Annotated in this window: 9 protein-coding genes and 1 pseudogene; 3 read left to right on the top strand and 7 right to left on the bottom strand. The window is 71.0% G+C overall.

Annotation, left to right across the window (positions count from 1 at the left end):
* Nucleotides 1-285 (bottom strand): annotated as a pseudogene (locus tag FV222_RS31070) (amidase family protein); the annotation flags it as partial.
* 315 nt (nucleotides 286-600) lie between these two features.
* On the bottom strand, nucleotides 601-1,122 hold the full coding sequence (locus FV222_RS08620) for a DUF2244 domain-containing protein (RefSeq protein WP_147813839.1): 522 nt from the start codon (nucleotides 1,120-1,122) through the stop codon (nucleotides 601-603).
* A 20-nt stretch (nucleotides 1,123-1,142) separates the two neighbouring features.
* Between FV222_RS08620 and nth the strand changes: the two genes are divergently transcribed.
* Nucleotides 1,143-1,871 carry an endonuclease III gene (gene nth, locus FV222_RS08615; RefSeq protein WP_147813837.1) on the top strand — a complete coding sequence of 243 codons (729 nt, stop codon included), beginning with the start codon at nucleotides 1,143-1,145 and terminating at the stop codon, nucleotides 1,869-1,871.
* 392 nt (nucleotides 1,872-2,263) lie between these two features.
* On the top strand, nucleotides 2,264-3,058 hold the full coding sequence (gene purC / locus FV222_RS08610) for a phosphoribosylaminoimidazolesuccinocarboxamide synthase (protein WP_147728905.1): 795 nt from the start codon (nucleotides 2,264-2,266) through the stop codon (nucleotides 3,056-3,058).
* Here the strand turns inward: purC and FV222_RS08605 are convergent.
* Genes FV222_RS08605 through FV222_RS08595 form a run of 3 tightly spaced genes read right to left on the bottom strand, consistent with a single transcriptional unit; the run spans nucleotide 3,006 to nucleotide 7,902 of the window.
* A complete protein-coding gene (locus FV222_RS08605) occupies nucleotides 3,006-4,751 on the bottom strand; it encodes a glycosyltransferase (RefSeq protein ID WP_246685382.1) in 1,746 nt (581 codons plus the stop codon). The two genes, purC and FV222_RS08605, sit on opposite strands and share 53 nt — an antisense overlap.
* 2 nt (nucleotides 4,752-4,753) lie before the next feature.
* The gene (locus tag FV222_RS31065; RefSeq protein ID WP_246685381.1) at nucleotides 4,754-7,408 is read right to left on the bottom strand and encodes a glycosyltransferase; all 2,655 of its coding nucleotides are present in this window, start codon (nucleotides 7,406-7,408) and stop codon (nucleotides 4,754-4,756) included.
* 17 nt (nucleotides 7,409-7,425) lie between these two features.
* The gene (locus FV222_RS08595) at nucleotides 7,426-7,902 is read right to left on the bottom strand and encodes an invasion associated locus B family protein (RefSeq protein ID WP_246685385.1); all 477 of its coding nucleotides are present in this window, start codon (nucleotides 7,900-7,902) and stop codon (nucleotides 7,426-7,428) included.
* A gap of 362 nt (nucleotides 7,903-8,264) precedes the next feature.
* On the opposite strand from FV222_RS08595, the gene FV222_RS08590 reads away from it, so the two are divergent.
* On the top strand, nucleotides 8,265-8,639 hold the full coding sequence (locus FV222_RS08590) for a hypothetical protein (protein WP_147751280.1): 375 nt from the start codon (nucleotides 8,265-8,267) through the stop codon (nucleotides 8,637-8,639).
* A gap of 97 nt (nucleotides 8,640-8,736) precedes the next feature.
* Here FV222_RS08590 and FV222_RS08585 read toward each other — a convergent pair whose 3' ends face one another.
* Both FV222_RS08585 and phaZ read right to left on the bottom strand, forming a co-directional pair.
* Nucleotides 8,737-9,468, bottom strand: coding sequence for a SprT family zinc-dependent metalloprotease (locus tag FV222_RS08585; RefSeq protein ID WP_147751279.1), 732 nt, complete (start codon nucleotides 9,466-9,468; stop codon nucleotides 8,737-8,739).
* Between the two features lie 68 nt (nucleotides 9,469-9,536).
* Entirely contained in the window at nucleotides 9,537-10,811 is a 1,275-nt protein-coding gene (gene phaZ, locus FV222_RS08580) for a polyhydroxyalkanoate depolymerase (RefSeq protein ID WP_147813842.1), read from the bottom strand.
* Nucleotides 10,812-11,041: the final 230 nt, after the last annotated feature.

The following is an 11,041-nucleotide window of genomic DNA, read 5'->3' as shown; positions in this document are numbered from 1 at the left end:
CGCCAGGGCGGCGTCGGCGGCGGCGGCCTCGCGGCGGGCTGACTCCGCCGTGACCTGGACGACGGCGTTGAGCCGTGGGTTGACCGCGGCGATGCGGGCGAGATGCGCCTCCACCACCTCGACCGCACTGTAGCGCCGCCTGCGAATCGCCTCGGCCAGCTCGCCCGCCGAGGCGGCGGTGATGGCGTTCGCCTCGGTCCCACGTGCGGGCGACGCCGCGACGGCCGCAGCCGTCGCGATGCCGCCGAGCAGGGTGCGCCGGTCGATGGTGGGGGTGTCGTGCACGTGCGCCCTCCGCTCAGGTGTGAGAACCGAGGCATCTTCCGTGCCGACGAGGCCGGGAATGACAGGTGGTGCCGCGCATCCCCTCTCCCCGCATGCGGGGAGAGGCCCGCACGGACCTCGTCGTCCGTGCGGGGAGCGAAGGCGAAGCCGAAGCGGCGGTGAGGGGGAGGTGGCGGACGTGGCTCTTCCGGCCAAGCCCCCTCACCTTCGGCTACCGCCTCGCTTTGCCGACGACGAGGTCGGCAAAGCCCTCTCCCCGCACGCGGGGAGAGGGGGTGCACCTTAGTTTGGGTGATGCGTCGTCGGTGCCTTCCGTCAGTACCCCTTCTTCACCTGCGCGAGCGCCCCGGTGAGGCCGCGGGCGATGCGGGCGCGCTCGTCGGGCGAGGCGTCGCGGGCGACGACCACGTATTCCCGGCGCGAGACCAGGGTCAGGCGCTGCAGACCGTATTCCTCGTCCTCGACCTGGGTGAGCTTGGTCCAGAGCGGGTTGAAGCGCCATTGGTGGCGCTCGCCGCGGTGGCTGACGCGGGTGAGCAGGATCTCGAGCTGCGAGATCATCACCTCCTCGAAGGAGCGGCCGCGGCGGAAGCTGACCTTGAGCGCGGCGTAGATCGCCAGCATGTCGAGTCCGAAGAAACCGGCGATCGGCCAGAAGCCCATGCGCCAGCACCACACCGAGATCACCACGGAGACGAGGCAGCAGCCGGTCATCACCACCTTGAAGCCGACGCGGCTCAGGGATTGGGCCGGCCGGATGGTGGCCGAGAAGACCGGCTGGTCGATGGTGTCGGGATCGAGGCCGTCCGGGTGGACGTGGAGGTTGCCGCTCGCCATGGGGCCAATATAACCCGACGATGCCAGCCAGGAAGCCGCCCGCCGTGAAGAAAGCCGCGATCGGGGCCACGCTCGCCCGACCGATCGTCGCACGCGCCACCCGCGCGCCCGAGCCCGTGGGGCCGGAGACCCTCGTCGAGATCTTCTCCCGCCTGAGGGCGGCCGACCCGGAGCCGCGGGCCGAGCTCGAATTCCTCAACCCCTACACGCTGCTCGTGGCGGTGGTGCTGTCGGCCCAGGCGACCGATGTCGGCGTGAACCGCGCGACCGGGCCGCTCTTCGCCGTCGCCGACAACCCGGAGGCGATGCTGGCGCTGGGCGAGGAACGGGTGCGCGGGTTCATCCGCACGATCGGGCTGTTCAACACCAAGGCGAAGAACGTCGTCGCGCTCTCGCGCATCCTGGTGGAGCAGCACGGCGGCGCGGTGCCGCGCAGCCAGGCCGAGCTGCAGGTGCTGCCCGGCGTCGGCGCCAAGACCGCGAGCGTGGTGCTCAACGTCGCCTTCGGCGAGCCGCGCATCGCCGTCGACACCCACATCTTCCGCGTGGCCAACCGCATCCCCCTGGTGGTGGCCGCCACCACCGACAAGGTCCAGGCCGGGCTGGAGGCGCTGGTGCCGGAGCCCTTCCGGCTCAACGCCCACCACTGGCTGATCCTGTTCGGGCGCTACGTCTGCAAGGCGCGCAAGCCCGACTGCCCGCGCTGCCCGATCGCCGACCTGTGCCGCTACCCGGACAAGACGGTGTGAGGGCGGCCCGCGGCTCTATCGTCCAGAGGGAGTGGGAACCCGCGCCTTTACCTTTCCTCTACCGTGATCGAACTTTCGCATCCGTGGGCGACGGCATCGAAGGAGTCGCTCGAAACGCCGACCGTCTCCCTGTCCCAAACGGGAGAAGGGACTGGCGCCCGCTTCGGTACCCGCGGAGCTCGACGAAACCGGCGGCCTTTCCGGGGAAGTGAAGAGCGCACGGCGCGTATCCCCCACCCGGCTAACGCGTTGTGCTGCCAACGCGCTTCGGGTAGTTTGCGGCACGGCCGCCGGAGTTCTGGAGTCATGACTTGTGCCCGCGGCCCGACCTCTCGCGAGGTCTGAACGCCGCGGAATCCGCGCACGTCACGTCGCCCAGGAGCCACGGCCCGATGGACTTCCTCAAACCACGGTACACGCCTATGAACCGCCGCCGTCGCATCTACGAGGGCAAGGCGAAGGTCCTCTACGAGGGTCCGGAGCCGGGAACGCTCATCCAGCACTTCAAGGACGACGCGACCGCCTTCAACGCGAAGAAGCACGAGATCATCGACGGCAAGGGCGTGCTGAACAATCGGATCTCGGAATTCGTCTTCCAGCACCTCAACGACATCGGCGTGCCGACCCATTTCATTCGCCGGCTCAACATGCGCGAGCAGCTGATCCGCGAAGTCGAGATCATCCCGCTCGAGGTGGTGGTGCGCAACGTCGCCGCCGGCTCGCTGGCGACGCGGCTGGGCCTCGAGGAAGGCACGCAGCTGCCGCGCTCGATCATCGAGTTCTATTACAAGAACGACGCGCTCAACGACCCGATGGTCTCCGAGGAGCACATCACCGCGTTCGGCTGGGCCACGCCCCAGGAGATCGACGACATCATGGCGCTGGCGATCCGCGTCAACGACTTCCTGTCTGGCCTGTTCCTCGGCGTCGGCATCCGCCTCGTCGACTTCAAGATCGAGACCGGCCGCCTGTGGGAAGGCGACATGATGCGCATCGTCGTCGCCGACGAGATCTCCCCGGATTCGTGCCGCCTGTGGGACATCAAGTCCGCGGACAAGCTCGACAAGGACCGGTTCCGCAAGGACCTCGGGGGGCTGATCGAGGCCTACACCGAGGTCGCCAAGCGTCTCGGCATCATGTCGGAGAACGAGAAGGTCCAAACCGGCGGACCGCGCTTGGTCCAGTAGACCGGTCGAACCATCCCGCGCGCAGCCGCGCGTGGGTCGAAAGGTTCGGGTCGAAGGCCGGATGATAATGGGGGTCCTGCGCCAGCAGCGGCCCCCATCGCCTTTGAAATGCCGCGACCTCGCGGGCGTGGCGGCTTTCGGCCTCCTGCGAGCGCTTCCGGCTCGCCCCCTCGTGGTGATGCAGCACCGCGCCCGGCGCCACCAGCGTGCGATGGCCGGCCGCATCCAGGCGCAGGCATAGGTCGACGTCGTTGAAGTCCACCGCGAAGTGCTCGGCGTCGAAGCCGCCGACCGCGCGGAATTTCCGCGCCTCGACCACGAGGCACGCGGCGGTGACGGCCGAGACCGCGTGCGTCGCCTGGAGGCGCATCCCGTAGCCGGGGGCGTCGCCCGGAAAGTGCCGGTGCGCGTGGGTCGCCAGCCCGCCGGTGCCGAGCACGATGCCGCCGTGCTGGATCCGCCCCGCCCCGTCGAGCAGCTTGGCGCCGACCGCGCCGACCTCCGGCCGCAGCGCCTCGCGCACCATCCGCCCGAGCCAGCCCGGCGCGAAGGCCTCGACGTCGTTGTTGACGAAGGCGAGCACCGCGCCCTGCGCCAGGGCGGCGGCGGCGTTGTTCATGCCGGCGAAGTCGAAGGGGCCGGGGCAGTCGACGATGCGCACCCCCTCCCCCTCCAGGACGCGGAAATAGGCCCGCGTCTCGGGCGCGCCGCTGTCGTTGTCGGCGACCAGGATCTCGAGGTTCGGCCAACCGGTCTGCGTGCGCAGGCTTTCCAGGCAAGGCCGCAGCAGGTCGACTCGGTCGCGGGTCGGCACGATCACGCTGACGAGCGGGAGCGGGTCGGGCAGCGGATGCAGGACGACGACGATGCCGTCGGGTTCACGCGCGAGTTCCGTCTCGGCCCGCCCGGTGCGGTCGAGGTGGCGGCGGAGGATCGCGAGACGCCGATCCAGCGAATGCTCCTTCTGCGGACTCGATGTTTCCACCTCGCCGACCGGCCCCCTCTCCCGTCCGGGAGAGGGTTGGGGTGAGGGGTGCGACCGCGCCGGAAAAACCTGGTCCCTCACCCTGTCCCTCTCCCGGACGGGAGAGGGGACCCGCGCCAGGCTTCGGACACCGGCGTCGCCCACATCCGCCCCGATTTGAACCGACGCGATTCCCGGCAGGTGCCCGATCGCGCCGACGTCGTAGCGCTCGGCGATGCGCAGCACGGCCTCCAGCGCGGAAATCTCCGCATCCGCACCGGCGATCTGCAAAAAGCTCGTTCGGCGCAGCGCCAGCACTGGGCCGAGCCAATCGACGGCCATCAGGTAGTCCGCATCGAAGGCCGGGCGCAGCAGCGGGAACACCGGCCCCCCGGGCGTCGGCTGGATCAGCGCGTCGCCGTAGAGCGCGTGCAGGCTGGAATCGGCGGCGAAGGCGTCGGCGAAGGTTCGGCACGCGCCCGCGACGAGGTCATGGCCCGGCGCGGTGAGCACGTGCAGGTCGGGCTCGTCCGTCGCCTCGCGTTCGATCGGGAAGCGGTCGAGGATGGCGGCCGGCAGCGCCAGTTGGTGGTCGATCCCGACGAGGGCGGCGAGGCGCTGCCGAGCGCGCAGGCGCCGGCCGGTCAGCCGCGCCCAGAGGATGTCGAGGGTCCGCTGCGGGTGACGTGCCAGGGTGGCGACGATGCCGGGGGGCCTTGCGCGCGCCATGGCTATTCCAGGTCCTCGCCGAAGGTCGTGAGCGACAGGCCTGGATGGTAGTACGGGTCGTGCCGGATCGCGTCGCGCCAGCGCTCGGCGAACCGGGCGGCCTCCTGTTCGAATCGGACGCGTTTAACCCCGACCGAAGGGCCGCGGCTCACCGATTCGAGATGGGCCAGGGTCGCTGCCGGCGTCCACATCGTCTTGCGTCCGGTGGCTCCGAGGCGGAGGCAGAAATCCACGTCGTTGAAGTCGACCGGGAACGCCTCCGCGTCGAAGCCGCCGACGGCGAGGTAGTTTTCCCGTGAAACAGCGAGGCACGCGGCGGTGACCGCCGAGACCTCGTGCGCGACGCGCAGGCGCCCGAGATGCCCTGTGGTGTCGCCCGGGCGCTTGCGCAGGATGTGCCCGGCCCGGCCGCCGAGCCCGACGACGACGCCGGCATGTTGCAGCGTGCCGTCGGCGTAGAGCAGCTTGGCCCCGACCGCACCGACTTTAGGCCGCAGCGCCTGCCTCACCATCGCGTCGAGCCAATCGGGGCGCAGCACCGCCACGTCGTTGTTGAGCAGGACGACGACCGACCCGGTCGCGGCGGCGACCCCGGCGTTGACCATCGCCGAGAAGTTGAACGGCGCGTCGTAGGCCACGATCGTCACTCGCGGATCGCGCCGGAGCGCGTCGTAATGCGCGAGCACGGCCGGATCGGTCGAGCCGTTGTCGACGATCACGCATTCGATCGCGGGATAGGCGGTCTCGTGCAGCACGCCGCCGCAGACCCGTTCGATCAGGTCGAGCCGATCGCGCGACGGGATCACGATGCTGACGCGTGGCGCTGGATCGGGCAGCGGCCAGAGCAGGTCGACCACGCGATCGCGGATCATGGGCTCGGCGACAGCGGTCCGATGCTGGATGACCAAATCGGCGCGCGCGGCCGCATCCGGGTCGGCGCCGACCGTCTCGGCCAGCACGCGCGGCAAGTGTGCCACGCCGGCCGCGGCCTGCTCGAGCATCAGGTCGAGGGCGAGGGGAAAGGTTTCCCTCGGCCCGACCGGACCATCCGGCAGCCGCGCGAGCAGGGCCGGCGCGGCGAGCCAGGGCCGGCCCTGGTAGCCGGTGACGCGCGCGAGGTCGGGGCTCCAATCGGGCTTCAGCCGCGGGGCGCCGTCGCGCAACTCGTCGGCATAGATCAAGTCGGCCTGCCCGATTTCAGTGGCGAGCAAGCCCAGCGCCTCCGATACGAGGCGGTCTCCGGCGCGGAGGAGGCAGAGGGAGGCGTCCCCGACGAGATCGCGAAGGCTGCGGTCGTCCCGCCACGGCGCGTGCGCGATTCGGGGGTCGTCGAGCGCGGCTTGGTGGGGGGCCTCATGCAGGACGACGGCGCGCCAGCCGGGATGGCTCTGCGCCCGCAGGCTCCCGAGCGTCGCAGCGAGGCTTTTGGAATCCGCATCCGCCAGGACGAGCACGCGGATCGCCATTGGATCGCGGGTCCCCTCTCCCGTTCGGGAGAGGGACAGGGTGAGGGGCGTGACCTTTCCGGAAAGACCTGCCCCCTCACCCCAACCCTCTCCCGAACGGGAGATGGGGTCGGTCGCGGCCGCCGCGTTCCGTCGGTCCATGCTTCCACGGGGTTCGGGCAGCGGTGCGGCCCGCTCCGCCGCCCAATCCGAATACCGTGCGCGCGGCGTCACCGCGCAGGTGCCGCGGAGGGTGTCGCGGTGGCGGCGTTCGTCGCCGCGCAGGCCTTCGTAGAGCGCGGAGATTCCGCGCAAGGGCTTGGTCGCCAGGGCCTGTAGGAACAGGCTCGCCGTGCTGCGGCGCCCGACGCGCTCCAGCACGAAGCCGGGTTCGGCGGCGAGGTGGATCTCGCACAGGTCGTCCGGCAGCAGACCGAGCCAGTGGGCGTAGGCCTGTGTGACGCCGGGCAGCACCACGTCCTCGACGCCCTCCGCTCGGACCAAGCGAAGCATCGGCCGGCGCGGGCGAGTCGTCGGCGGTTCGCGATAGGTGAGGACGATCCAGCCGCCGCCCGCCTCGACGGGGGCTTCGGACGTCGTCGCTTGAGACGGCGCCGCGGCCACCGGGGCGCGGCGGCGAGGTTTCGGCTTCGTCGGCGCCTTCGGGGCGCCGCCCAGGCCGACCACGATCTCGTAGTCGGCGCTCATCGCCGCGGGGACGGGGATGTCGTCCTCCACCATCGAGGTGAAGCCCTGCGCCTCGCCGGGGCCGACCACCACCGCGACGCGGCGGGTGCGCGTGGTGACGGTCTTGTCGTCGTGCTTGATCGCGATGGTGAAGGGCACGTCGAACCGGCCCGCCGCGCCGGAGGGACCGAGCAGGACGCGCGCCTCGACGCCGACCTTGACGGAGATCGACCCGTCCGCGCGCCGGGTGCATTCGCGGGCGACGCGCCCGAGGGAAACCTGGCTGCGGATGCCGGCCGCCGTGGCACCGGGCGGGTTGGTGAGCGCGGCGCCGCCCTCCGGCACGTCGACGGTCGGGCAATAGGCCGCCTCGAGTTCCTTGGGCTGCGACGGGGGCACGGTGGTGCCGCCGTACTTGAACAGGTTGGAGAAGACGTTGCCCTCCTCGGCGCCCGCCGGCGCCGCGCCGAGCGCCAGGACGAGCCCACAGAGGGCCACTCGTCCGATCCCCAAAGCCCCGATCATGCCGCGCCTCCCGATGGTCACTTCAGGCTGTCGAACCCGGCGGCGAAGCCCTTCATCGACAGCGGGATGCCGACGCCCTCTTCCGGCGTCTGGAACACGATGAAGGTCGCCTGCGTGCCGGCCTTGAACTGGCGCACGAGGCCCTCGTCCATCACCACCTCGGCGACACAGCCGGTGGTGAGGCAGCGCACGAAGCCGGCGCGGCCGACATCGGTCTGGTCGATCTTCAGCCCGAGCCCGGAGGGCAGCAGCACGCCGAGCGGCGCCACCACGCGGAGCAGGTAGCCGCGGTTGTCGGCGGTCTTCAGCACGATCACGACGAGGGTAAGGTTCGGCCGGTCCTCGGCGGCGAGGTACTGCACCATGGCGCATTGCTCGGCCTTGGCCCCGGCCGGCGTCTCGCAGCGCAGCTGCCAATCCTCGAAGGTCTTGCGCACCATCCCCTGCGCCTGAGCCGCCCCGCCCAGGCCGGCGAAGAATCCGGCACCGAGCAAGCCGGCGGCGAGGGCCGCGGATGCCAGGCCCAAGGCCGGGCGCCGGACGCGATCGAAACTCCTCCCGAAACTCCTGCGCAGCCGCACGGACGATCCCTTCACGAGCGTACCCCGAACCCGCCGCGGGCGGGGCCTTGCCGAAAACCCGGGTGTTCCGACCATGCGGGGGCCGGCGCTGTCAAGCAGAGGCACACGCGCAAGCGCGGCATTCGAGGGAAGCCGACACTCGGTTCGGTCCGCGGAGCCGTCGAACACGCGGGACCCGGCCTTCCGCGGACCAAATGTTGCCGCAATGCGCTATCCCCCGAATGCGGCGCGGCCTAGATATCGCGGCGATGCATCACCACACGAGAGCCGGCGCCATGCGTGTCCTCGCCCTGACCGTCCTGCTGCTCGGCGCCTCCGGCGTCGCCGCGACGGCCGAGCCGCTTCCCATCGGCGAGACGACCTATGTCGAGCGCTCGCTCAACCACGACGGCCTGCTCACGGTGGAACACCCGCCGGTGGAGCGGAATCCCTACGGCCGCCGCAACGGCAACGCCGCCATCGCCGGCTTCTGCCGCGAGGGCGGCCTGGTCCGCCGCCGCGACGAATACGGCAACCCGATCATCGTCCGCCAGCGCGAGCTCTGCGACAGCGTCGCCCCCCGCACCCTGGCCCCCGGCGAGGTCGACCCGCGCCCGACCTGGCCGGCCGAACGCGTGTCCCGCGAGCGGGTGCTTCGCTCGAAGGGTTGAGGGGGCGCTGCCTTCGATACTGCGGCCGAGGGCGTCATGACTTCTCGCGACGCATCCCTCCCCCCTCTGCGCGGGAGGGAATGTTCCGCTCACGCCCTCACCCGTAGCGATGCAGCGCCGTGCCGTTGCGCTTGAGCCAAGCTTCCGCGGCGTCGACCTCGGGGCAGAGCTGGCCCAGCAGAGTCCAGAACCGGGCCGAGTGGTTCATTTCGCGCAGGTGCGCCATCTCGTGGGCGACGAGGTAGTCGAGCACGAAGGGCGGCGCGAGGATCAGGCGCCAGGAGAAGTTGAGGGCGCCGCCCGCGGTGCAGGAGCCCCAGCGGCTGCGCGTGTCGCGCACGGTGATCCGCACCGGCCCCTGGCCGAGCTTGGCGGTGTAGTGCGTCACCGCGCGCGCGAGGTCGGCCCGCACTGCCTCGTCGAGGAAGGCCCGCACCCGGCGGGCGACGTGCTCGGGGCCGCACGAGACCGAGAGCGTGGGCTCGGCCCCTTCCTCGATCCGGGTGATGCCGCTGCGTGAGCCCCGCCGCACGATCCGGTGCGGCACGCCGCGCAAGGGCACCATCGCGCCCTCCGCGAGCGGCACCCGTTCGGGCACGCGGGCGAGGCGGGCGGCGATCCAGCCGCCGTGACTCACGGCGAAACGCTGCGCCGTGCTGATCGCGCTGCGGGCCGGCAGGGTGATCACCACCTCGCCGGTCGCGGCCGAGACGCGCAGCGTCAGGCGCCGCGCGGTCGGGCGCCGACGCACCGCGATGCGGTAGGTCTCGCCCGCGTGGACGATGTCGAGATGGTCGGGATCGGGACGTCGCAGCAGCGCGAAGGGCATGGCGACAGTCTAGCTCCGCCGCCCCCGCCCCTAAAGGGCGAAAGCGGCAGATTCTTGCGGTCGTCCGCTCAGCTCGCGAGCCGCAGCGGCCGCTCGGCGGCGGGCAGCCCCTGCATCTCGCGCACGAAGGCGGCGATGCGGGGGGCGATGATCGTGCGGTAGCGCGAGCCGTTGAACACGCCGTAATGCCCGACGCCCGGCTGCAGGTGGTAGGCCTTGCGCTCGGCCGCCAAGTTCGGCGTCAGGTCGAGGGCGGCGAGCGTCTGGCCGACGCCGGAGATGTCGTCGTTCTCGCCTTCCACCGCGAGGATCGCGCAGCTTCGGATCGCCGTCAGGTCGACCGGGACGCCGTGGTGGCGCATCGTGCCCTTGGGCAGGTCGTGGTTCACGAACACCGTCTCGACGGTCTGGAGGTAGAACTCGGCCGTCAGGTCCATCACCGCCAGGTATTCGTCGTAGAACGCGCGGTGCTTTTCGGCCGAGTCGCCGTCGCCCTTCACGAGGTGGTCGAACATGTCGGAATGGGCGTCCCTGTGCCGGTCGAGGTTCATCGCCATGAACCCCGCCAGCTGCAGGAAGCCGGGATAGACCGCCCGGAACGCGCCCGGATGGATCGGCGGCACGTAGGAGATGGTGTTCGACTCGAACCACGCCTGCCCGCGCTCCTGCGCCATGCAGTTCACGGCGGTGGGCGAACGGCGGGTGTCGATCGGCCCGCCCATCAGGGTCATCGAGACCGGCACGCCGGGGTCGCCGGACGCCTCCATCACCGCCACCGCGGCAAGCACCGGCACCGCCGGCTGGCACACGGCCATGACGTGGAGGTCCGGCCCGAGGGCGGCGAAGATCGCCTTGCAGTAATCGATGTAGCTGTCGAGATCGAACCGCCCGGCGAGCAGCGGCACCATGCGCGCATCCAACCAGTCGGTGATGAAGACGTCGTGGTTCGGCAGCATCGCCTCGACGGTGCCGCGCAGCAGCGTGGCGTAGTGCCCCGACATCGGCGCCACCACGAGGAGCTTGGGCTGCGGCTCGGCCGGCGGGTTGGCGAAGGCGCGCTCGAACGCGATCACCCGGCAGAACGGCCGCTCCCACACCACCCGCTCGGTCACCCGCACGGCGACGCCGTCGACGACCGTCTCGGACAACCCGAAGGCCGGCTTGCCGTAGCGCCGGGTGGCGCGCTCGAACATCTCGCACCCGGCCACCATCGAGCGGGCGTAGGGGGAGTAGGAGAGCGGGTTGGCCGGGTTCTGCAGCCCGAACCACGCCATCTCGGCGGCCATGCGCGCCGGCGCCATCATGTACCGCATGCCCTCGAAGGCAGTGTAGGCGAGATCCATTCGAGCCATGGGAACGCTCCTTCACCCGGACGTCGACGTGGGGCGTCGCAGGCAACCACCTTACCACGGCGATGGTTCCGGGGAAGGCTGGCTGCGCAGACGTGCCGACGGTCGCGCGAGCGTGATGCGATCGGTGTCAGCGCGGGCGTGTTCGCTGTCGTCGCCCCAGCGGATCGACCGGCGCGCAGCGCGTTGGCAACTTGGCGCGTCAGGAGCGCCGCCGGGACGCC

It is taken from the genome of Methylobacterium sp. WL103 (genome assembly GCF_008039885.1).
Classification (GTDB): domain Bacteria; phylum Pseudomonadota; class Alphaproteobacteria; order Rhizobiales; family Beijerinckiaceae; genus Methylobacterium; species Methylobacterium cerastii.
This window is presented reverse-complemented; position numbering and strand designations above follow the sequence as displayed.